Origin of the sequence: Pseudocitrobacter cyperus (genome assembly GCF_039889165.1) — a bacterium.
In the GTDB taxonomy this organism is placed as follows: domain Bacteria; phylum Pseudomonadota; class Gammaproteobacteria; order Enterobacterales; family Enterobacteriaceae; genus Pseudocitrobacter; species Pseudocitrobacter cyperus.
Genome location: NZ_JAYMYY010000003.1, coordinates 200,643 through 223,638 on the forward strand (window position 1 = coordinate 200,643; position 22,996 = coordinate 223,638).

General features: G+C 54.0%; 16 protein-coding genes and 3 tRNA genes. 10 read left to right on the forward strand and 9 right to left on the reverse strand.

The window, feature by feature from the left end; all coding sequences use genetic code 11:
- Window positions 1–32 precede the first annotated feature (32 nt).
- Genes ptrA through recD form a run of 3 tightly spaced genes read left to right on the forward strand, consistent with a single transcriptional unit; the run spans window position 33 to window position 8,310 of the window.
- A complete protein-coding gene (gene ptrA / locus VSR74_RS12520) occupies window positions 33–2,918 on the forward strand; it encodes a pitrilysin (RefSeq protein ID WP_347795045.1) in 2,886 nt (961 codons plus the stop codon).
- The gene (recB, locus tag VSR74_RS12525) at window positions 2,915–6,478 is read left to right on the forward strand and encodes an exodeoxyribonuclease V subunit beta (protein WP_347795046.1); all 3,564 of its coding nucleotides are present in this window, start codon (window positions 2,915–2,917) and stop codon (window positions 6,476–6,478) included. The genes ptrA and recB overlap by 4 nt, the downstream gene beginning before the upstream one ends.
- Entirely contained in the window at window positions 6,475–8,310 is a 1,836-nt protein-coding gene (recD, locus tag VSR74_RS12530; protein WP_347795047.1) for an exodeoxyribonuclease V subunit alpha, read from the forward strand. Before recB ends, recD begins: the two co-directional genes overlap by 4 nt.
- Window positions 8,311–8,343: 33 nt before the next feature.
- Here recD and argA read toward each other — a convergent pair whose 3' ends face one another.
- On the reverse strand, window positions 8,344–9,675 hold the full coding sequence (argA, locus tag VSR74_RS12535) for an amino-acid N-acetyltransferase (protein ID WP_347795048.1): 1,332 nt from the start codon (window positions 9,673–9,675) through the stop codon (window positions 8,344–8,346).
- A gap of 229 nt (window positions 9,676–9,904) precedes the next feature.
- Here argA and amiC point away from each other — a divergent pair, with 229 nt between their 5' ends.
- Window positions 9,905–11,152, forward strand: a complete 1,248-nt coding sequence (gene amiC / locus VSR74_RS12540) for an N-acetylmuramoyl-L-alanine amidase AmiC (protein WP_347795049.1) — start codon at window positions 9,905–9,907, stop codon at window positions 11,150–11,152.
- Window positions 11,153–11,942: 790 nt separating this feature from the next.
- Here amiC and VSR74_RS12545 read toward each other — a convergent pair.
- The 4 genes from VSR74_RS12545 to VSR74_RS12560 form a co-directional block, all read right to left on the reverse strand.
- Window positions 11,943–12,746, reverse strand: coding sequence for a hypothetical protein (locus VSR74_RS12545; RefSeq protein WP_347795050.1), 804 nt, complete (start codon window positions 12,744–12,746; stop codon window positions 11,943–11,945).
- Between the two features lie 397 nt (window positions 12,747–13,143).
- Window positions 13,144–13,220: transfer RNA gene (locus VSR74_RS12550), tRNA-Met, on the reverse strand.
- A gap of 50 nt (window positions 13,221–13,270) precedes the next feature.
- Window positions 13,271–13,347, reverse strand: a tRNA-Met gene (locus tag VSR74_RS12555).
- Between the two features lie 43 nt (window positions 13,348–13,390).
- Window positions 13,391–13,467: transfer RNA gene (locus tag VSR74_RS12560), tRNA-Met, on the reverse strand.
- Window positions 13,468–13,676: 209 nt separating this feature from the next.
- Here VSR74_RS12560 and mltA point away from each other — a divergent pair.
- Together mltA and tcdA are read left to right on the forward strand one after the other, a co-directional pair.
- Complete coding sequence (gene mltA / locus VSR74_RS12565) at window positions 13,677–14,774, forward strand: murein transglycosylase A (protein ID WP_347795051.1); 1,098 nt, start codon at window positions 13,677–13,679, stop codon at window positions 14,772–14,774.
- A gap of 158 nt (window positions 14,775–14,932) precedes the next feature.
- On the forward strand, window positions 14,933–15,745 hold the full coding sequence (gene tcdA / locus VSR74_RS12570; RefSeq protein WP_015963215.1) for a tRNA cyclic N6-threonylcarbamoyladenosine(37) synthase TcdA: 813 nt from the start codon (window positions 14,933–14,935) through the stop codon (window positions 15,743–15,745).
- On the opposite strand, the gene csdE is transcribed toward tcdA, so the two are convergent.
- Window positions 15,730–16,179 carry a cysteine desulfurase sulfur acceptor subunit CsdE gene (csdE, locus tag VSR74_RS12575; RefSeq protein ID WP_347795052.1) on the reverse strand — a complete coding sequence of 150 codons (450 nt, stop codon included), beginning with the start codon at window positions 16,177–16,179 and terminating at the stop codon, window positions 15,730–15,732. The genes tcdA and csdE overlap by 16 nt on opposite strands.
- A complete protein-coding gene (gene csdA, locus VSR74_RS12580; RefSeq protein WP_347795053.1) occupies window positions 16,179–17,384 on the reverse strand; it encodes a cysteine desulfurase CsdA in 1,206 nt (401 codons plus the stop codon). The genes csdE and csdA overlap by 1 nt, the downstream gene beginning before the upstream one ends.
- Before the next feature lie 193 nt (window positions 17,385–17,577).
- Here csdA and VSR74_RS12585 point away from each other — a divergent pair, with 193 nt between their 5' ends.
- From VSR74_RS12585 to rlmM, 4 genes are all read left to right on the forward strand, one after another.
- A complete protein-coding gene (locus tag VSR74_RS12585) occupies window positions 17,578–17,805 on the forward strand; it encodes a YgdI/YgdR family lipoprotein (RefSeq protein WP_347795054.1) in 228 nt (75 codons plus the stop codon).
- 350 nt (window positions 17,806–18,155) lie between these two features.
- The gene (gene gcvA, locus VSR74_RS12590) at window positions 18,156–19,073 is read left to right on the forward strand and encodes a glycine cleavage system transcriptional regulator GcvA (protein ID WP_015963219.1); all 918 of its coding nucleotides are present in this window, start codon (window positions 18,156–18,158) and stop codon (window positions 19,071–19,073) included.
- Window positions 19,074–19,092: 19 nt separating this feature from the next.
- Window positions 19,093–19,488, forward strand: a complete 396-nt coding sequence (locus VSR74_RS12595) for a DUF423 domain-containing protein (RefSeq protein ID WP_347795055.1) — start codon at window positions 19,093–19,095, stop codon at window positions 19,486–19,488.
- Window positions 19,481–20,581, forward strand: a complete 1,101-nt coding sequence (gene rlmM, locus VSR74_RS12600; protein ID WP_347795056.1) for a 23S rRNA (cytidine(2498)-2'-O)-methyltransferase RlmM — start codon at window positions 19,481–19,483, stop codon at window positions 20,579–20,581. Before VSR74_RS12595 ends, rlmM begins: the two co-directional genes overlap by 8 nt.
- A gap of 116 nt (window positions 20,582–20,697) precedes the next feature.
- On the opposite strand, the gene xni is transcribed toward rlmM, so the two are convergent.
- Both xni and VSR74_RS12610 read right to left on the reverse strand, forming a co-directional pair.
- Window positions 20,698–21,453, reverse strand: coding sequence for a flap endonuclease Xni (gene xni, locus VSR74_RS12605; protein WP_347795057.1), 756 nt, complete (start codon window positions 21,451–21,453; stop codon window positions 20,698–20,700).
- 129 nt (window positions 21,454–21,582) lie between these two features.
- Window positions 21,583–22,950: an L-serine ammonia-lyase gene (locus VSR74_RS12610; protein WP_347795058.1), complete on the reverse strand. Its 1,368-nt coding sequence runs from the start codon at window positions 22,948–22,950 to the stop codon at window positions 21,583–21,585.
- Window positions 22,951–22,996: the final 46 nt, after the last annotated feature.

Genomic DNA, 22,996 nt, shown 5'->3' on the forward strand with positions numbered 1-22,996 from the left:
GAGTCGCTGGTTATTAATGATGAGGTCCGTGAATGCCCCGTAGTATCTGGTTGAGTGTACTTGTATTGATTACCGCCCTTTGGGCACCTATAAGTCAGGCAGACACTGGATGGCAGCCCATCCAGGAAACCATCCGCAAAAGCGAAAAAGATCCACGTCACTATCAGGCTATCAAGCTTGATAACGGCATGGTGGTGCTGTTGGTTTCTGATCCTCAGGCGGTTAAATCGCTGTCGGCGCTGGTTGTGCCGGTGGGGTCATTGCAGGATCCGGACGTGCATCCTGGCCTTGCACACTTCCTCGAACATATGACGCTGATGGGCTCGAAAATGTATCCGAAGCCTGACAGCCTTGCTGAATACCTCAAAATGCACGGCGGCAGCCACAACGCCAGTACCGCGCCTTACCGCACCGCTTTCTATCTTGAGGTGGAAAACGACGCCCTGCAGGGCGCAGTTGACCGTCTTGCTGATGCTATTGCCGCCCCTAAGCTTGATAAAAAATACGTCGAGCGTGAGCGTAATGCGGTAAACGCCGAGCTCACCATGGCGCGTTCGCGCGATGGGATGCGTATGGCGCAGGTCAGTGCTGAAACTATTAACCCGGCGCATCCGGGGTCACGTTTTTCCGGCGGTAATCTCGAAACGCTGAGTGATAAACCCGGTAGCCCGGTACATGACGCGCTGCTGGCTTTCCGCGATGAATACTATTCAGCCAACCTGATGAAAGCGGTTATCTACAGCAATAAACCTTTGTCGGAACTGGCAAAGATGGCGGCGGAAACCTATGGCCGAGTGCCGAATAAATCCATTACGGTGCCGAAAATCGACGTGCCGGTCGTGACCGATGCGCAAAAAGGCATACTGATTCATTACGTTCCCGCACTGCCGCGTAAAGTATTGCGCGTGGAGTTCCGCATCGACAACAACACGGCCCAGTTCCGTAGCAAAACCGATGAACTGGTGACCTATCTGATTGGCAACCGCAGCCCTGGTACTTTGTCCGACTGGCTGCAAAATCAGGGGCTGGTGGAAGGCATTCGCGCCGATGCCGACCCGGTAGTCAACGGCAACAGCGGTGTGCTGGCCATCTCCGCCACTTTAACGGATAAGGGCCTCGCCCATCGCGATGAGGTTGTTGCGGCCATCTTCAGTTACCTCAATCTGCTGCGTGAAAAAGGCATTGATAAGCGTTATTTCAATGAGCTTGCGCATGTGCTGGATCTCGATTTTCGTTATCCGTCCATCAATCGCGATATGAGCTATGTGGAGTGGCTGGCGGATACCATGATCCGCGTACCGGTGCAGCATACGCTGGATGCCGTCAATGTCGCCGACCAGTTTGATGAGCAGGCAGTGAAAGCGCGGCTGGCAATGATGACGCCACAGAATGCCCGTATCTGGTACATCAGCGAGAAAGAGCCGCATAACAAGACGGCCTACTTTGTTAATGCGCCGTACCAGGTAGACAAAATCAGCGACCAGACCTTTAGCCGGTGGAAGCAAGACGCGGACGCCATCAAACTGAAATTGCCCGAGCTGAACCCCTACATTCCGGACGATTTCACGCTGATTAAGCCGGAGAAAACATATACGCATCCGGAACTTATCATTGATGAACCCACGTTGCGCCTGGTGTATATGCCAAGCCACTACTTCGCCAGCGAGCCGAAAGCCGATGTCACGTTGATTCTGCGCAACCCGAAGGCAATGAACAGCGCCCGTAATCAGGTCATGTTCGCGCTGAATGACTATCTGGCGGGTATTTCGCTGGATCAGCTCAGTAATCAGGCGGCGGTGGGCGGCATCAGTTTCTCCACCGGGGCGAACAACGGTCTGATGATGAACGCCAACGGTTATACCCAGCGCCTGCCGCAGCTTTTTGATGCCCTGTTGCAGGGCTATTTCAGCTATCAGCCGACGGAAGATCAGCTTGAGCAGGCGAAGTCCTGGTATGCACAGATGATGGACTCTGCTGACAAGAGTAAAGCGTATGAGCAGGCGATTATGCCGGTACAGATGCTGTCGCAGGTGCCCTATTTCCAGCGGGAAGAGCGTCGGGCGTTGCTGCCGTCAATTACCCTCAAAGAGGTGATGGCATACCGCGAGCGCCTGAAAACCAATGCGCGAGCGGAATTTATGGTGATTGGGAACCTCAGCAAAGAGGCGTCCAGCACGCTGGCGCACCATGTTCAGGCGCAACTGGGCTCGAAGGGGACAGAGTGGTGTCGTAATCAGGATGTGCTGATCGATAAAAAACAGTCCGTTATCTTTGAAAAATCGGCCCCGAGCACCGACTCTGCGCTGGCGGCGGTCTTTGCGCCCATCAACAGTGATGAAGCCAGCACGTCAGCCCAGAGTGCCGTACTGGCGCAGATTGTGCAGCCGTGGTTCTACACTCAGCTGCGTACTGAAGAGCAGCTTGGTTACGCGGTATTTGCCTTCTCGATGAACGTCGGGCGTCAGTGGGGAATGGGCTTCCTGCTGCAAAGCAGCGATAAGCAACCCGCATTCTTGTGGGAGCGTTTTAAAGCCTTCTTCCCAACGGCAGAAGCGAAACTGCGCGCCATGAAACCGGAAGAGTTTGCCCAAATTCAACAAGCAGTGATTGCCCAGATGCAGCAGGCGCCGCAAACCCTCAGCGAAGAAGCCTCTAAGCTCAGTAAAGATTTTGACAGAGGTAATATGGCGTTCGATTCACGTGATAAAGTAGTGGCCCAGATTAAGTTACTGACACCGCTTAAAGTAGCCGACTTCTTCCACCAGACGGTGGTTGAGCCGCAGGGCATGACCGTACTGTCTCAGATTTCCGGAAGTGATAACGGAAAACAGGACTACGCGCATCCTGAAGGCTGGAAAGTGTGGCAAAGCATCAGTGAATTGCAGCAAACCTTACCATTGAGACCAGAGAACGAATGACCGATACCGCCGAGTCCCTTGATCCCCTGCGCTTGCCGCTTTATGGCGAGCGTCTGATTGAAGCCTCAGCGGGCACCGGAAAAACCTTCACCATTGCCGCACTCTATCTGCGGTTGCTGTTGGGGCTGGGGGAAAGCGCTGCTTTCCCCCGACCTGTTAACGTCGAAGAGTTGTTGGTCGTGACCTTCACCGAAGCGGCGACTGAAGAGCTCCGCGGGCGTATCCGCAGCAACATTCACGAACTGCGCATTGCCTGCCTGCGCTATGATCCTGACGATGCTGAGCAATCTGTTGATCCTCTCTATTCCCGGCTCCTGGCTGAAATCGCCGATAAACAACAAGCCGCAGAGGTGTTGCTGCTGGCCGAACGGCAGATGGACGACGCAGCGGTCTTTACCATTCACGGCTTCTGCCAGCGCATGCTCAGCCTCAATGCCTTTGAATCGGGGATGTTGTTTGAGCAACAGCTTATCGAGGATGAATCCCAGCTTCGCTATCAGGCCTGCGCCGACTTCTGGCGACGCCACTGTTATCCGCTGAGACACGAAATCGCGCAGGTGATTTTTGATAGCTGGAAAGGGCCGCAGGATCTGCTGAAATCTATTGACCGCTATTTGCAGGGCGAAGCGCCAACCATCAAACAACCTCCTGACAGCAGCGAAACGCTTGAGTCGCGACACGAAAAAATAATCGCGCAGATTGATGCAATTAAAAGCCAGTGGCTGGCAACAGTGGGCGAACTGAACGATCTGCTGGAAAACTCCGCTATCGACAGGCGTAAATTCAACCGCGGCAACCAGGGTAAATGGATCGATAAGATCAGCGCCTGGGCGAGTGAAGAGAGCCGTACTTATCAGCTTCCCGATGCGCTGGAAAAATTCTCCCAGGCTTTTTTGGCTGAACGTACCAAAGCAGGCGGCGAGGTGCCGACGCATCCGCTGTTTAGCGCCATTGAGCAACTGCTTGCTGCGCCGCTCAGCCTGAATGATCTGGTTATTACCCAGGCGATGGTCGAAATTCGTGAGGCCGTGGCAGAAGAAAAACGCCGCCGCGGAGAGCTGGGCTTTGACGATATGTTGAGCCGACTGGACGCCGCGCTGCAAAGTGAAAGCGGTGATGCGCTGGCGGCGGCGATTCGTCAGCGATTCCCGGTCGCGATGATCGATGAATTTCAGGATACCGACCCGCAGCAGTACCGCATTTTCCGCCGCATCTGGCGGCAGCAGCCGGATACGGCGTTATTGCTGATCGGCGACCCTAAGCAGGCTATTTATGCTTTCCGTGGCGCGGATATTTTTACCTACATGCGCGCGCGCAGCGATGTGGCGGCGCACTATACGCTGGATACCAACTGGCGTTCCGCACCGGGTGTGGTGGCAAGCGTCAATAAACTGTTTACGACCGTCGATAACCCATTTATGTTCCGCGATATTCCGTTTTTACCGGTGAAATCCGCCGCGAAAAATCAGTCGCTGAAATTTGAAATTAACGGAGAAGCGCAGCCGGCGATGAATTTCTGCCTGATGCCGGGGCAGGGCGTTGGTGCGGGTGATTATCAGGCTTTTATGGCGCGTCAGTGCGCGGCGCAAATTCGCGACTGGCTGACCGGCGGTCAGCAGGGCACGGCATTACTGTGGCGCGGTGATAAAGCGAGCCCGGTACAGGCTTCCGATATTACGGTTCTGGTGCGTAACCGTCAGGAAGCTTCGCTGGTTCGCGATGCACTGAATGCGCTGGCGATCCCGTCGGTTTACCTCTCCAACCGCGACAGTGTATTTGAAACGCCAGAAGCGCAGGAGTTACTTTGGGTTTTGCAGGCTGCGTTAAGCCCGGAGCGCGAAAATACCCTGCGCAGCGCGCTGGCGACGGCGATGTTTGGCCTGAATGCGCAGGACATCGAACGTCTGAACCACGATGAAAATGCCTGGGATGCGCTGGTCGAAGAGTTCAGCCTGTATCGCGATATCTGGCAAAAACGCGGTGTCATGCCGATGCTTCGCGCCCTGATGAGCGCGCGTAATATTGCCGAAAATCTGCTGGCGACCCACGGCGGCGAGCGCCGTTTAACCGACATTTTGCATTTGAGCGAACTGTTGCAGGAGGCGGCGACCCAGCTTGAGAGCGAACATGCGCTGGTGCGCTGGCTAAATCAGCAGATCACCGAACCGAATACCAACGCCTCCAGCCAGCAGATGCGTCTGGAGAGCGACAAGCATCTGGTGCAAATCGTCACCATCCACAAATCAAAAGGGCTGGAATACCCGCTGGTCTGGCTGCCGTTTATCGCCCGTTTCCGTAAACAGGATCAGGCGTTTTATCACGACCGTGAATCGTTTTCCGCCGTACTGGATCTCCGGCATGGCGAGGAGAGCCTTGAACTGGCCGAGGCCGAACGACTGGCGGAGGATTTGCGACTGCTCTACGTGGCGCTGACTCGCGCCGTCTGGCACTGTAGTCTCGGCATGGCGCCTCTTACCACACGGCGCAGTGATAAAGCGACCGAAACCGAGATCCATCACAGCGCGCCGGGTCGCCTGTTGCAAAAAGGCGAACAACGGGATGCGGCCGGGCTGGAGTCGGCATTACGCGCCCTGTGCGATGAACATATTGCGCTGACCATCGCCAGCGATCCTGACGACACCCGCTGGCAGGCATTGCAGGCAGGTGTGCCTGAACTGAACGCACGTCAGGTTACACGGAGGATGGTGGATGACTGGCGCGTCACCAGTTACTCCGGCCTGCAACAGCGCGGCCATAGCATGGCGCAGGATCTGCTGCCACGGCTGGACATCGACGCCGCAGGCGTGGGTAATGCCATGGAAGAGGAAGCGCTGACGCCGCACCACTTCCCGCGCGGCGCATCGCCGGGAACTTTCCTGCACAGTCTGTTTGAAGATCTCGATTTCACCCAGCCCATTGAGGCGCAGTGGATGCGTGAAAAATTGCAACTCAACGGTTTTGAAGAGCACTGGGAGCCAGTGCTGACGCAGTGGATTTCGCAGGTGCTGACTACGCCGTTGACGCCAGAGGGCGTGGCGCTAGACCAGCTTGATGCGCGGCAAAAACAGGTGGAGATGGAGTTTTATCTCCCCATCGAAAAACCGCTCGACCCGCTGGCGCTGGACGCCCTGGTGCGTGGTTATGATCCGCTTTCGGCAGGATGCCCGCCGCTCGATTTCCGTCAGGTGCGCGGCATGCTGAAGGGCTTTATCGACCTGGTATTCCGCCACGACGGGCGCTACTACCTGCTGGACTATAAATCGAACTGGTTGGGTGCAAACCGTGAGGCCTACACCCAGCAGGCGATGGCACAGGCGATGCAGTCGCACCGTTACGATTTGCAGTATCAGCTTTATACGCTGGCGCTCCACCGCTATCTGCGACACCGTCTCGCTGATTATGACTATGAGCGCCACTTTGGCGGTGTGATTTATCTGTTCCTGCGGGGCATTGATGGCGAGCCGGGTCAGCAGGGGATTTTCACTACGCGCCCCCGGCGGGAACTGGTTGATGCAATGGACGCTCTGTTTGCCGGGCAGACGCAGGAGGTGGCTTCATGAGCCTGGAAAATTTACTGATTGAAGCCGCTGAACAAAAACTGCTGCGTCCACTGGATGTACAGTTTGCGCTGACCATCGCGCGTCACGAGCATCCGGCGGTGATGCTGGCGGCTGCGCTGGTTAGCCGTGATGCCGGAGAAGGGCATGTCTGTTTGCCTTTGAGCCATTTGCATACCACACCTGCACTGAACGGACGGGCAAAAGTGGTGTGGACGCAACTGCTGGCTGCCGTGGATGTTCCGGATGACTGGACGTCGCTACTGCTGGCCTCTTCTGCGGTAAGCCTGGGCGAACGTCCGTCGCCGCTGATCCTTAACGACGGGCGTCTTTATCTGAACCGGATGTGGTGTAATGAGTTGAGCGTGGCGCGCTTCTTCCGCGATGCGCAACTGCCGGAAGCCATTGATGAGTCATTGTTGGCCGACGCGCTGGCCGATCTCTTTCCGTCGTCTGCGGAGGTGGACTGGCAGAAGGTTGCCGCCGCCGTGGCGCTGACGCGACGCATTTCTGTTATCTCCGGCGGCCCTGGCACCGGGAAAACCACTACGGTAGCAAAACTGCTGGCGGCGCTGGTGCGCATCGCAGGCGATAAAAAATGCCGCATCCGCCTGGCAGCGCCAACCGGTAAAGCGGCGGCCCGATTAACCGAATCGCTGGGGGCTGCGCTACGTAAGCTGCCGCTAACAGAAAACCAGAAAAGCATGTTGCCGACGGAGGCGAGTACGCTGCATCGCCTGCTGGGCGCGCAGCCGGGTAGTCAGCGGATGCGCTATCACGCCGGAAATCCTCTCCATCTGGATGTACTGGTGGTCGATGAAGCGTCGATGATTGACCTGCCGATGATGGCGCGGTTGATTGATGCGCTGCCGGATCACGGGCGGGTTATTTTCCTTGGCGATCGCGACCAACTGGCGTCCGTTGAGGCGGGGGCCGTATTAGGTGATATCTGCGCCTGGGTGAGCTGCGGGTATACCAGTGAACGTGCAGCACAGCTCAGTCGGTTGACCGGAACGCCGGTGCCGGAAGGCGACGGTGCCGTGGCCGGGGCATTACGCGACAGCCTTTGTCTGTTGCGTACCAGCTACCGCTTTGGCAGCGATTCCGGCATAGGGCAACTGGCGCGCGCGGTCAACCTTGGCGATCGCGCCGGCGTTCGTGAGGTCTTTGCGCGTGGTTTTGCCGATATTGAAATGAAATCCCTTCGCACTCAGGAAGAGTACGAGGCGATGCTTGATGATGCGCGGGCGGGCTACGGGCGCTATCTTCAATGTCTGCGCCAGAGGGCGGAACCGGCAGAAATTTTGCAGGCGTTTGGTGAGTATCAGCTTCTGTGCGCTCTGCGCGAAGGGCCGTGGGGTGTGAGCGGGTTAAATCAACAACTGGAGCACTCTCTGGTGCGCCATCGTGCGATAGCTCCGCAGCGCCACTCTCGCTGGTACGAGGGACGCCCGGTGATGATTGCTCGCAACGATAGCGCATTAGGGTTGTTCAACGGCGATATTGGCGTCGCGCTGGATCGCGGTCAGGGGCTGCGCGTCTGGTTCCCGATGCCGGATGGTACGATAAAATCTGTCCAGCCAAGTCGTCTGCCGGAGCACGATACGGCCTGGGCGATGACCGTGCATAAGTCGCAGGGTTCTGAATTTGATCACGCTGCGCTGGTGCTGCCAACGCAGTCTGTGCCGCTGGTGACGCGCGAGCTGGTGTATACGGCAATTACCCGTGCCAAATCACGACTGTCGATGTATGCCGATGAGACGCTATTAGGGCAGGCGATTGTGGCGCGGACTGAGCGTCGCAGCGGGCTGGCGGCGATATTTGCGCAGAACTGATGTGTGCCGGATAGCGTTATCCGGCACACAGGGTTATCCCAAATCCGCCATCAGTACTTTTGAACGCCGCTGATAGTTGTACATCTGCTTTTTACTTTCCGGCAGCAGTTCCACATCTACCGGCTGGAAGCCGCGCTCCTGGAACCAGTGAATGCTGCGGGTGGTCAGCACAAACAGTTTGCTGAGCCCCATCTGTTTTGCCTGGGTGGAGATGCGTTGTAGCAGCACCTCACCGCGTGATGAACTTTGGTAATCCGGATGTACCGCCACACAGGCCATCTCGCCAATTTTTTCTTCCGGGAACGGATAAAGCGCCGCACAGGCGATGGTGGTGTTATCACGCTGAATAATGGTGAACTTGTCGATCTCCATTTCCAGTTGTTCGCGGGAACGGCGTACCAGAATGCCCTGTTGCTCCAGCGGGTGAATGAGATCGAGGATGCCGCCGATATCGTTGATGGTCGCGCGGCGGATCTGCTCAGCGCTCTCCATGACAATTTGCGTCCCGATACCGTCGCGGGAGAAAAGCTCCTGCAACAGCGCGCCATCTTCCTGGTAACTGATTAGGTGGCTGCGACGCACACCGCTGCGGCAGGCTTTGACCGCGCCGCGCAGAAAACGCACGGTGCCGGATAAGTAATCGCCTTCCTGTTCCAGCTCTTCGACGCGCGCCTGCGCTTCGTTAGGGAACAGCTCTGGCACGATTTTCCCGTCGCGGTCGTACACCCCCTGCGATGAGCAGAAGCCGATCATTTTTTCCGCTTTCAGTTTGATGGCCAGTTGCGTGGCAATTTCTTCAGAGGTCAGGTTGAAACTCTCGCCGGTAACGGAAACCGCAACCGGGCCCATCAACACGATAGCACCGCTGTCGAGCTGACGATGAATGGCTTCTTCATCGATACGACGAATACGCCCACTGTGGCAGTAGTCCACGCCATCATCGACGCCAAGCGGCTGCGCGATGATAAAGTTACCGCTAACGACATTAATATGCGCGCCCTGCAACGGCGTGTTGTTAAGGCTCATTGATAAACGGGCGGTAATATCAAGCTGCAACAGCCCGGCTGCCTGTTTAACCAGTTCCAGCGTTTTGGCATCCGTGACGCGGATCTGCTTGTGGTAAATCGGTTGGTGGTTGTGCGCTTCCAGATTGGCGTCAATCTGCGGGCGTGCGCCATAAACCAATACCAGGCGTATCCCCAGACTATGTAACAGCCCAATGTCATTGACAATACTAGAGAAGTTGTCATTTTCAATGGCTTCACCGCCAAGCATGATGACAAACGTTTTTCCCCGATGGGCATTAATATAGGGAACTGAATGACGAAACCCTTCGACCAGTTCGGTTCTACGTTCCTTCACCACGGTATGACCTCTCAGTGCATTTTTATTCGCAATAAGTGTATTTTTATTCTGTTTTTGCCGGGAGTGCAAGTATGAATTTTCCCCTGTGGGGGAAAATGGAATCTGAAAAATGGCTTTGCAAAAGAATGTTTACCCTTTTATAGATGACAGTTTATGCGCCTTTGGTTAAAGTTTTTGGTCAAACTTATTATGCGTAACACCTAACAAATATTTTTTGCTCGGGAGAAGCATGTCGGAAAGTCAGTCATTTAGCCGCCGCCACCTGTTAAAAGGCGCGGGCGCCATGTGGTTATTAAGCGTCAGTCAGGTCGGTTTGGCTGCCACAAGCCAGGTGGTGGCCGTTCGCGTATGGCCTGCATCCAGCTATACACGCGTGACGGTTGAGTCGAATCGGGAACTGAAATACCGGCAGTTTGCGCTGAGCAATCCGGAACGTCTGGTGGTTGATCTCGAAGGCGTGAACCTCAATTCTGTGTTGAAAGGCATGACCGCGCAAATCCGTGCCGACGATCCCTTTATTCAATCCGCTCGCGTGGGGCAATTTGACCCGCAAACCGTGCGTATGGTGTTTGAGCTTAAGCAAAACGTCACGCCACAGCTATTTGCGCTGGCTCCCGTGGCCGGTTTTAAAGAGCGTCTGGTGATGGATCTGTACCCGGCAAATGCCCAGGATGTGCAGGATCCACTACTGGCGCTGCTGGAAGATTACAACCGTGGCGATCTTGATAAGCAAGTCCCACCAGCGCAAAGCGGCCCGCAGCCGGGCAAGGCAGGGCGCGATCGTCCAATCGTTATCATGCTCGATCCGGGCCATGGTGGTGAAGATTCCGGCGCGGTGGGGAAATATAAAACGCGTGAAAAAGATGTGGTGCTGCAAATTGCCCGACGCCTGCGCTCGCTTATCGAGAAAGAGGGCAATATGAAGGTCTACATGACGCGCAATGAAGATATCTTTATTCCGCTGAAGGTGCGTGTGGCGAAAGCCCAGAAGCAACGCGCGGATCTTTTCGTCTCTATTCACGCTGACGCCTTTACCAGCCGTCAACCGAGTGGATCTTCCGTTTTTGCGCTGTCGACCAAAGGTGCAACCAGTACCGCTGCGAAGTATCTGGCACAGACGCAGAACGCCTCGGATTTAATTGGTGGGGTGAGTAAAAGCGGCGATCGCTATGTTGATCACACAATGTTCGATATGGTGCAGTCGCTGACCATTGCCGATAGCCTGAAATTTGGCAAAGCGGTGCTTAAACATATGGGTAAGGTAAATAAGCTGCATAAGAACCAGGTTGAACAGGCGGGCTTTGCCGTGCTGAAGGCACCGGATATCCCGTCGATCCTCGTCGAAACGGCGTTTATCAGTAACGTCGAAGAGGAGCGTAAGCTGAAGACCGCCGTGTTCCAGCAGGAAGTCGCGGAGTCGATTCTGGCGGGGATTAAAGCCTATTTTGCCGATGGCGCGACGCTTGCGAGGCGATAGGTTGGTGGGGAGAGTTTTACACGGCGGTGCAATTTTACGACAGTGTCTCACTCTCCTGACTCATTATGGCTGAAAAACCGGAACTTTCAAAAGTGCATGGAACTCAAGCGGGGATGCTTACACACCAGGAAACGTGTACTTTGGAGTGAAAGGGAAATCACCATAAGGCAATTCTATATTTAATCCGTTACATTATTGTTGCTTATTGAAATGATGAGATGAGTTTGTATAATATTACTTAGCTATTTGTTTTTATCAGTGAATGCATTTTCAGTTGAATTACCTCTAGTAGCACAGTGAGTTAAATAATACTGGAACAGAAAAAACTCATTTTATCTCGGGATGTACTGATTATATTTATATTCCGGAATCTGAACCTGGAATAGATGCTGTTGATGCAATGCAAAAAATAGCAGAGGTTGTCCATGCGACCCACAGTTACAACACCGATTATTCAGTATTGTTTTGGAACAAAAAAAACACAAAATGGAGTCGGATATCGATATGGATGATCAGGTAAATGGTACTCTTTCAGTATTTTCCTCAAAGTAATAAATATTATCTTGAAAATTTTTTTTTGGACTGTATGTGATTCTTCAGAAGAGGGTCTCGACGAATAATAATCAGGTAATTTCAATAATTAACAAAACTCGTAATGTGCTACTTTTCAGTAGCAAACAGTAAAACTGCATATAATTTCCTATTAAGAAAAACGATGTATTATATATGTGAAATTTTATGCTGAGCTTGCCGCCACAGTTTGTTGGCGGCAGACAGTATTAGGTGATAGTCACTGATAGCGGTTTACCAGGTCTTTGACCATTGCGGTATATGTTCTTTGTTTAAGCTGGGTAATTTGCTGCTCTGTGAGATCAGCGGCGCTGGTTTCTTTTTTACTTGTCCCGGAACCGGCCATTGGCGGGAGCACTTTATTTTCATAATTCACTGGCGACCATGTTGCCCATTCCCCCGTCGCCACATCCACCAGGGTAAAACGTATCAAATAGCGCATCGACACGGCATCTGTCAGTTTCTCATTTTTATAATCTGACCATACTGTGGACTTTAGCGCCGTGTCATATTTTCCTGACTGCAAGGTTCCATTATAAACGATAATCGCTTTCTGATGTCCTTTTGCTGCAATATAACGCAGTGCCTGCATGTAATTCATATTTTCCACAGGTAATGCATTGCTACCATCATTTTTATCATTCTTGTTTTTATTGCATGTTATGGGTTTCTGTCTGTCAGGAATGCCGGAGAATGTTGAAACCGTATAATACTTACTCATTTCCTGCTGGATCATCGCCTCCGGTGCACGACTACCGGACTGAACCAGAATAACGGCTGAATTCATTGGTACGCGAAATGATTCCCCCTCCAGCGCAGCCTGGATGTCTTCCTCAGAAACAGCCAGGGTGGTTTCGTTGCCAAAAATGTCTTTATCCGTTAACACGGCAGTATTCGTACTGATACTACTGCCTGAAATATGGGTTGAACCAGGCTTCCTGGCATCGATGGAAGAATGAGGGGTACACCCCACAACTAAAATAAATGGCGAAATTAATATAAAAAATGTTTCCCTGATTTTCATTTATCGTACTCCCTCATGTGTCAGATGATATTATATATGCCCGTAAGTTTTTATTATATTCCTGTATCATAGTTTGGCAAAAAAAGATCTTTCGACGATTTTCTACCGAATTAATTATTTGAATGAATATGTATGAGTGAAACTATAAATATCAATGGAGATCCTGGGAAAATGCACCGGAAAAGTGCTGATAACAACCCACAAGGATGTATTCAGGGAAAGGCAAAACGATGTTAAGTCCCAGCACTACGGGCGTGTGAAGAGGATAAATGGGGTAATCAGGTTAATGATCCTGAAGCATTTCTGGAGATGTAAAAACAAAAAAAACCGCAAGCTGTTGATTGCTTAACGGTTTCCTGTTTTCTAAGGATTTAGTGTAAATCCTTGAGTAATGTGTTGGTTGCGGGGGCCGGATTTGAACCGACGACCTTCGGGTTATGAGCCCGACGAGCTACCAGGCTGCTCCACCCCGCGTCCGTCTGTTACTCTTCCATCGAGTAACCTTTTCTCTTTGTACAACGTGTTGGTTGCGGGGGCCAGATTTGAACTGACGACCTTCGGGTTATGAGCCCGACGAGCTACCAGGCTGCTCCACCCCGCGTCCGTCTGTTACTCTCTTTCAAGTAACTCTTTCACATTGTAATTGGTTGCGGGGGCCGGATTTGAACCGACGACCTTCGGGTTATGAGCCCGACGAGCTACCAGGCTGCTCCACCCCGCGTCCGTGGATGCGCACTATACTCTGCTCGCTTTCTGATGCAACTATTTTTTGATTTAAATGGCTATTTTTTCCCAATGCAGTCTAAAAAGTATCATTGTGGTCTGTTTTTTGTACGAAATTGTATTCAGACGGCGTTATCACATTTCAATAGCCCTGGCGGTTTGTTATCTTCATCGGGCATTCACGATTTACGTATAAGACGAGATACCATGAAAGGACGTTGGGCAAAGTATGTAGTGACGGGCGCAATGCTGGCGATGCTGGCAGCCTGTTCTTCCAAACCGACCGATCGCGGTCAACAGTATAAAGACGGGAAATTTACCCAGCCTTTCTCACTGGTCAATCAACCTGAAGCCGTCGGCGCACCGATCAATGCCGGAGATTTCTCAGAGCAGGTGAGCCAGATTCGTAGCGCGTCGCCGCGCCTTTACGGCAACCAGAGCAGCGTTTATAACGCCGTGCAGCAGTGGCTGCGTGCCGGGGGCGATACCCGCAATATGCGTCAGTTCGGTCTCGATGCCTGGCAGATGGAAGGCACTGACAATTACGGCAACGTCCAGTTTACCGGTTATTACACCCCGGTGGTTCAGGCACGTCACACCCGCCAGGGCGAGTTCCAGTATCCTATTTACCGTATGCCGCCGAAGCGCGGAAAACTGCCGTCACGAGCCAGCATTTATGCTGGTGCGCTGAGCGACAGCTACATCCTGGCCTACAGCAATTCGCTGATGGATAACTTCATTATGGATGTGCAGGGCAGCGGTTATATCGATTTTGGCGACGGCTCGCCGCTGAACTTCTTCAGCTATGCCGGGAAAAATGGCTGGTCCTATCGCAGCATTGGTAAGGTGCTGATCGACCGTGGGGAAGTGAAACGCGAAGATATGTCGATGCAGGCGATTCGTGAGTGGGGCGAGAAACACAGTGAAGCCGAAGTGCGTGAGCTGCTGGAGCAGAACCCGTCATTCGTCTTCTTTAAACCTCAGTCGTTTGCTCCCGTTAAAGGTGCGAGCGCCGTGCCGCTGATTGGGCGCGCATCGGTTGCGTCTGATAAGAGCATTATTCCTCCGGGTACCACCCTGCTGGCAGAAGTGCCGCAACTGGACAATAACGGTAAGTTCAACGGTCAGTATGAGCTGCGTTTGATGGTGGCGCTGGATGTGGGCGGGGCGATAAAAGGCCAGCATTTTGATATCTATCAGGGGATCGGCCCGGATGCCGGACACCGCGCAGGCTGGTATAATCACTATGGTCGCGTATGGGTGCTGAAGACCGCGCCTGGTGCGGGGAATGTGTTTAGCGGCTGATGGCGGCACCCTCACCCCGCCCTCTCCCTGAGGGAGAGGGAGAAAAGCGGAGCAGAGTCATCACTTCGTGCTCGATCGGTTCCCTCTCCCTCAGGGAGAGGGTTAGGGTGAGGGTAACTATCGACTCCCACTCTTATGTTTTTCAATTCCGAGGTTTTATGTCAGTTGTCATCAGTGACGCCTGGCGCCAGCGTTTTGGCGGCACGGCGCGGTTGTACGGTGAAAAAGCGTTGCAGCTATTTGCAGGCGCGCACGTTTGCGTGGTAGGGATCGGCGGCGTCGGCTGCTGGGCAGCAGAAGCGCTGGCGCGTACCGGTATTGGTGCAATCACGCTTATCGATATGGACGACGTCTGTGTGACCAACACTAACCGCCAGCTTCATGCGCTGACTGGCAATGTCGGGCAGGCTAAGGCGGAAGTGATGGCTGAGCGTATTCGCCAGATCAATCCGGAATGCCGCGTCACGGTGATAGATGATTTTGTTACCACGGAAAACGTTGCGCAGTACATGAGCGCAGGCTATGACTACGTGATTGATGCTATCGACAGCGTGCGGCCCAAAGCGGCGCTGATTGCTTACTGTCGCCGTTATAAAGTGCCGCTGGTGACAACCGGCGGGGCGGGTGGGCAAATTGACCCGACGCAGATTCAGGTGACGGATCTGGCGAAAACTATCCAGGATCCACTGGCGGCAAAGCTGCGTGAACGGCTGAAAAGCGAATTTAATGTGGTGAAAAACAGCAAAGGGAAACTTGGCGTGGACTGCGTCTTCTCAACCGAAGCCCTGGTCTATCCACAATCGGATGGCTCAGTCTGTGCAATGAAAAGTACGGCAGAGGGGCCGAAGCGTATGGATTGCGCATCTGGCTTCGGTGCGGCGACGATGGTTACCGCAACTTTTGGTTTTGTTGCGGTTTCACATGCGTTGAAAAAAATGATGGCGAAAGCAGAGCGTCAGGCCAGCGCCTGACGTGCCGCTTCTGTCACGGCTTCACTCAGGGCTGCAAGGCCCTGAGTGCGCGAAGCGCTAAGCTGGCCGCGCAACCCCAGTTCATCAAAAAGTGCGAGTGGATCAGCCACTGCTAAATCGACCGCCAGCCTTCCTTCAACTGCCGTCAGTAAAACGGCCAACAACCCGCGCACAATTCTTCCTTCGCTATCGCCAAAGAAATGCATCGCGCCGCCCGATGTCACGCTGTAGCCCAGCCAGACGCGGTTTTCGCAGCCGGGAATTTCCCGTGCTTGTGCTTTGAGGTCGTCGCTGAGCGTCGGCAGTTGTTTGCCCAGCAGAATGATTTGCCGGTATTTATCTTCCCACTGCTGCAAGGGCGCAAAAAGCTGGCGCAGCGAGTCGGGCGTAATGGTTGTGCCGAACGGATGCCCGGCAAGCATTGAGGCTGTCATTAGTCCACCAGTAGTTCGAGAGCGCGGTCAACCGCGTTGACCAGCGCGTAAACGTCATCCTGCGTATTATAGGGCGCAAATGAGGCGCGAAGCGTGCCGCTGACGCCCAGCGCCGCCAGTAACGGCTGCGCGCAGTGTTGCCCGGCGCGCAGGGCGATGCCGTACTCCGCCAGCAATGTAACCATGTCGCTGTGGTGAACGCCGTTAAAATCGAATGCCAGCAGGCTGGAGTCCTGACAGCGGAAGGAGCGGAACCCCGGCCGTTTAGCCAGTTCGTCTTCAGCAAGCGACGCCAGTCCGCGGCTCCAGTTCTCAGCCTGGACGATATCGATATCAGCCAGCCACTCAAGCGCTGCGCTCAGACCAATCACGCCTGCAACGTTGGGCGTGCCTGCTTCCAGGCGGTACGGCACCGGTTGCGTGGTAAAACCTTCGAAACTGACTTCGCTTATCATCTTGCCGCCGCCAAGCCACGGAGTCATTTCGTCGAGCAAATTGCTTTTCCCATACAGCGCGCCAATACCCGTTGGGCCATATAGCTTATGCCCTGAGAAAGCATAAAAATCGATATCCAGTTGTTGCACGTCCGATGGAAAATGCACCGCACCCTGTGCGCCATCGACCATCACCACCATATTGGCCTGATGAGCAAGTTTAATGGCGCGAGCTAAATCCGGGCAACCACCCGTGACGTTGGACATCTGGCCAAGCGCCAGAATACGGCTGCGCGGAGAGATAATAGAAGGCAGTAAATTGATGTCGGGCAGGCGATCGCTACCCAGCGGCAGTTTCACCACTTTCGCGCCGGTTTGTTGCGCAACCATCAACCAGGGCACCAGGTTGGCGTGGTGTTCCGCTTCGCTGACGATAATCTCATCGCCTACCTGCAAACGCGGGCGCGCATAGCACTGCGCCACCATATTAATGGCTTCCGTCGTGCCGCGAGTCCAGACAATATTTTTCCCGGAGGGCGCATTCAGGCGAGCGGCAACCTGGTCGCGTGCGGCTTCGTAGCGGGCGGTCAGCTTTTGCGCCTGGGCAAACTGGCTGCGGTGAACGTTACCCGCGCTCAGGGAATAGAAGTGATGAGTCGCCTCGATAACGGCCTGCGGCTTAAGGGCTGTCGCGGCGCTGTCGAGATAGACGCCTGCGTCGGTCAGGGCAGGAAACTGGGCGCGAAACTGCGCGGGAGTGAAAGCGTTCATGATATTCCTCGGTTCAATACTGCGATCGTGGCGCAAAAGCCGCCTTATGACAAGGCTTGCGCTAACCATCGGAATAATCTGGATAGTCTGGTGAAATCTGACCAGTGACTTATGCTAAATAGTGTTAGGCAAATGCTTTTGCCTGTTACGGAAGAAGTACTATCTGGCATAAATCGCTTAAAGGAGTATTAAGATGAAAAAGACTGCCGCACTGATTTCCGCTTGTTTGATGACCTTCGCACTGAGCGCCTGTTCTGGCCCGAACTACGTGATGCACACCAATGATGGCCGAACGATCGTCTCCGATGGCAAGCCGAAAACCGATGATGAAACCGGAATGATTTCATACAAAGATGCTAACGGGAACAAGCAGCAGATTAACCGTACCGATGTGAAAGAGATGGTTGAGCTGGACAACTAAGGGCGGTTTTGACGCAAAAAAAAGCACCGCAATTGGGCGGTGCTACATTAATCACTATGGACAGACAGGGTAAATGTACAGGAAGTGAAAAAGGGTAGCGCTGCTACCGTGGTCTGAATCGCAGACCAATTGCAAACACAACAACACAACATCACAACCGTAAGCCAAAAGCCCATCAGAACACGCATTCCGAAAAAAGCTTTTCGTTCCGGCTCAGGAAGTGCCGCCACTATAGGTATTTGCTGGTAGAAGCTCAACGGACAAATTATAATGTCTCAGATAAAAAAAACTAATAGGTTAAACTGTGTTTCCTATTTGTTAAATCCTATTAACATTCGGGTTCTGGGACCATGTCGAAGCGATTGCCACCGCTGAATGCATTACGTGTATTTGATGCAGCAGCCCGCCATTTAAGTTTTACTCGCGCCGCCGATGAGCTTTTTGTGACGCAGGCCGCAGTAAGCCACCAAATCAAGTCTCTCGAGGATTTTTTAGGTCTGAAGCTGTTCCGCCGCCGCAATCGTTCGTTGCTGTTGACGGAAGAGGGGCAAAGCTATTTTCTGGACATTAAAGAGATCTTTTCGCAATTAACCGAGGCAACGCGTAAACTACAGGCTCGGAGTGCGAAAGGGGCGCTGACTGTCAGTTTATTGCCCAGTTTTGCGATTCAGTGGTTGGTGCCTCGTCTTACTAGCTTTAACTCAGCTTATCCGGGAATCGATGTCAGGATCCAGGCGGTCGACCGTCAGGAAGATAAGCTGGCGGACGACGTCGACGTGGCTATTTTTTATGGTCGCGGCAACTGGCCAGGGCTGCGTGTTGAAAAACTGTACGCAGAATATTTGCTGCCGGTATGCTCGCCGTTACTGCTTACTGGTGATAAAGCGCTCAAAACACCGGCAGACTTAGCGAAGCATACTCTGTTGCATGATGCTTCTCGCCGTGACTGGCAGACCTATACCCGTCAGTTAGGCCTCAATCACATTAATGTTCAGCAGGGGCCCATCTTTAGCCATAGCGCGATGGTGCTTCAGGCTGCCATTCATGGACAAGGTGTCGCACTGGCGAATAACGTCATGGCACAGTCGGAAATTGAAGCCGGTCGCCTCGTCTGCCCGTTTAATGATGTCCTGGTCAGTAAAAACGCTTTTTATCTGGTTTGTCATGACAGTCAGGCGGAACTGGGTAAAATAGCGGCCTTCCGGCAATGGATACTGGCGAAAGCGGCCAATGAACAAGAGACATTCCGCTTTCGCTACGAACAATAAATGAATTTAGGGTAATCGCATGACCAGCCGTTTTATGCTGATTTTCGCCGCCATTAGTGGCTTTATCTTTGTTGCACTGGGCGCTTTTGGCGCGCATGTATTAAGCAAATCTCTGGGTGTTGTTGAGATGGGCTGGCTCCAGACCGGGCTTGAGTACCAGGCGTTTCATACGCTGGCTATCCTCGGTTTGTCCGTCGCCATGCAGCGTCGCATTAGCATCTGGTTTTACTGGAGCAGCGTTTTTCTGGCATTAGGTACCGTATTGTTTAGCGGTAGCCTTTACTGCCTGGCGCTCTCTCATTTACGCCTGTGGGCGTTTGTTACCCCGGTCGGTGGCGTGAGCTTCCTCGTGGGTTGGGCGTTGATGTTGGTCGGCGCTATTCGTCTTAAACGTAAGGGTGTTGTTCATGAATAAGGTTGTGCTCTATTGCCGCCCTGGGTTTGAGAAAGAGTGCGCTGCGGAAATCACCGATAAAGCCGCACGTCGCGAAGTTTTCGGCTTTGCGCGAGTAAAAGATAACTCGGGCTATGTGATTTTCGAGTGCTATCAGGAAGGTGATGCCGACAAACTGGCTCGCGAGCTGCCGTTTAGTTCACTGATTTTCGCGCGTCAGATGATAGTGGTTGGTGAGTTGTTGAAAGACTTACCGCCGGAAGATCGCATCACGCCGGTGGTAGGCATGTTGCAGGGCGTGGTGGAGAAGGGCGGCGACCTGCGTGTGGAAGTGGCCGACACCAACGAAAGCAAAGAACTGATGAAGTTCTGCCGTAAATTCACCGTTCCGCTGCGCGCGGCGCTGCGTGATGCTGGCGTGCTGACTAATTATGAAACACCGAAACGACCGGTAGTGCATGTGTTCTTCATCGCTCCGGGATGCTGCTATACCGGATATTCATACACCACCAATAACTCCCCGTTCTATATGGGTATCCCGCGTCTGAAGTTCCCTTCAGATGCGCCAAGCCGTTCAACCCTGAAGCTGGAAGAGGCGTTCCATGTCTTTATCCCGGCAGACGAATGGGACGAGCGTCTGGCTAATGGCATGTATGCGGTTGACCTCGGGGCTTGTCCTGGCGGCTGGACTTATCAACTGGTGAAACGCAACATGTGGGTCTCCTCGGTTGATAATGGCCCGATGGCGCAAAGTCTGATGGATACCGGGCAGGTCACCTGGCTACGTGAAGATGGTTTCCGCTATCGCCCAACTCGCAATAATATCTCATGGATGGTGTGCGATATGGTTGAAAGACCAGCAAAGGTGGCTGCGCTGATGGCCCAGTGGCTGGTGAACGGCTGGTGCCGCGAGACCATTTTCAACCTGAAGCTGCCGATGAAAAAGCGCTATGAAGAGCTGTCGCAGAACCTGGCGCATATCGAGCAGACGCTGAAGGATAACGGTATTAATGCGGAAATCCAGGCGCGTCAGTTGTACCATGACCGCGAAGAAGTGACTGTGCATGTGCGTCGCTGGTGGGCTGCGGTTGGTGGGCGTCGGGACGAGCGGTAAGGTTGCCCCTCACCCCGCCCTCTCCCGCAGGGAGAGGGCGAAAACCGGCTCAGTTCTGTCAGATATGCACAATCGGTTCCCTCTCCCTGCGGGAGAGGGTTAGGGTGAGGGGGTCTCTACCGCACCAGTCGCAACTGCTGCAAATTCCCATCCAGTTGTAAATTCGTCTCCAGCCGCGCGACGTCGCGGCAGATAAATGCCATCTCTTTATGCTCTTCCAGCTTTTTGCGCCACTTCTCCGGCACGTTATCCAATTGCGCGTAGATGCCTTCCAGCGAACCAAACTCATTCAACAACTGCGTGGCGCTTTTAGGCCCGATTCCCGCCACCCCTGGCACTTTTGAACTGCTGATCCCCGCAAGCCCCCAGTAATCCGGCAGTTGTTCGGGCGTTACGCCAAATTCGCTGGCGATAAACGGCGCATCCAGCCAGCGTTTCTGAAAATAATCACGAATGCGAATAGTGGGTGAGAGTAGCTGGCAGTAGCCTTTGTCAGTAGAGACAATGGTCGCCTGATGCCCGGCCTGCGCGACCTTAACCGCAAGCGTCGCCGCAAGGTCATCGGCTTCGCTGCCCGGCAGCGCCCAGCACCTGAAACCGCGCTGTTCGAACGCCGCACGCAATGCGGGCATTTCTTCGACCAGCGTGTCCGGCATCGGTGCCCGGCCCGCTTTATAGTCGGGCAGACGCTGGTGCCGCCAGCCCTGGCCTCTTTCCTCATCATCAAACACGGCTACCACGTGAGTGGGCTGACTGTGGGCAATCAGTTGCTCCAGCGCCCGCAGGCATGTTTCACCGCAGGGCGACCCCTGCACGGCATGAATGCGGCGAATCAAATTGAGTGCGTCGACGATAAGCAGATGAACGGACACCGGGGCCTCCTTGTAACAATTGAGGCTAGGGTAACATTTGCATCAGAGGGAGGCTACGCGGGATAAAAAATCGGGAAGGAGAGTCGCAAAAACTGCCCGGCAGCATGACGCCACCGGACAGTGGGGGGGTTAATCGCAGGCTACTACTTTCATGGCCAGTCCACCGCGAGAGGTTTCGCGATACTTAGCGTTCATGTCTTTACCTGTTTCATACATGGTTTCGATAACCTTATCGAGACACACGCGCGGCTGGCTGGTACGGCGCAGCGCCATACGTGCCGCATTGACCGCTTTCACGGAGGCAATCGCGTTACGCTCGATACACGGCACCTGAACCTGACCCGCTACCGGGTCGCAGGTCAAACCGAGGTTATGCTCCATACCGATTTCAGCGGCGATGCACACCTGCGCCGGGCTGCCGCCAAGCAGTTCGGCCAGCCCTGCGGCAGCCATTGAGCATGCAACGCCCACTTCACCCTGACAGCCGACTTCCGCACCGGAAATCGAGGCGTTCATTTTGTAAAGCGAACCGATAGCGCTGGCCACCAGCAGATAGCGCGCCAGTGAGTTAGCGTTCACTTCACGGATAAATTTGTCGTAGTACGCCAGTACCGCCGGGACGATACCGCAGGCACCGTTTGTTGGTGCCGTTACCACACGCCCGCCCGCGGCATTTTCTTCGTTTACCGCCAGGGCGAACATGTTGATCCAGTCGACGACTGCCATTGGGTCGCTGCTGATTTTATCCTGACTGACCAGCATGCGACGCAGTGCGGACGCACGGCGCGGTACGCGCAGTTTGCCAGGCAGGACGCCTTCGGTGGTGGTGCCATGCTCGATGCCGCCTTTCATCACGGCCCAGACGTCAGCAAAGTGCTTTTCCAGCTCTTCTTTACTGTGCAACGCCAGTTCGTTTTGCATCATCAGGCCCGAGAGAGAAAGTCCTGTCTCGTCGCAATGGCGTTGCAAGTCCGCCGCGCTGCTGTACGGATAAGGTACGGCAACCGGCGCGTCAGTTTGCTGGCCGAAGTGCTCTTCATCGACGATAAAGCCGCCGCCGATGGAATAATAGGTTTTGCTGTAAACCGCTTTTTCGCCCGCCAGTGCGGTGATGCGCATGCCGTTTTCATGCAATGAAAGGTTGTCGGCATGGAAGTTCATGCACTTATCAACCGGGAACTCCACTTCGTGCTGGCCGTTTGCCAGCAGTAAACGACCATGGGTGTTTACGTCCTGGATAAAGCCAGGGATGCTGTCGATATCGACGGTGTCCGGTAGATTACCTGCCAGGCCCATGATGATGGCGATATCGGTATGGTGCCCCTTTCCGGTGAGGGAAAGTGAGCCATAAACATCGACGACGACGCGGGTGATGTCGGTCAGGAGCCCACGCGCAATCAAGTCGTCCGTGAATTGTTTGCCTGCTTTCATTGGCCCGACAGTATGAGAGCTGGAAGGACCAATGCCGATTTTGAAGATATCGAATACGCTGATCATATTGCGTCCATTGCTGTAGAGAGAAGCGCCGCCCGAAGGCGGCGCG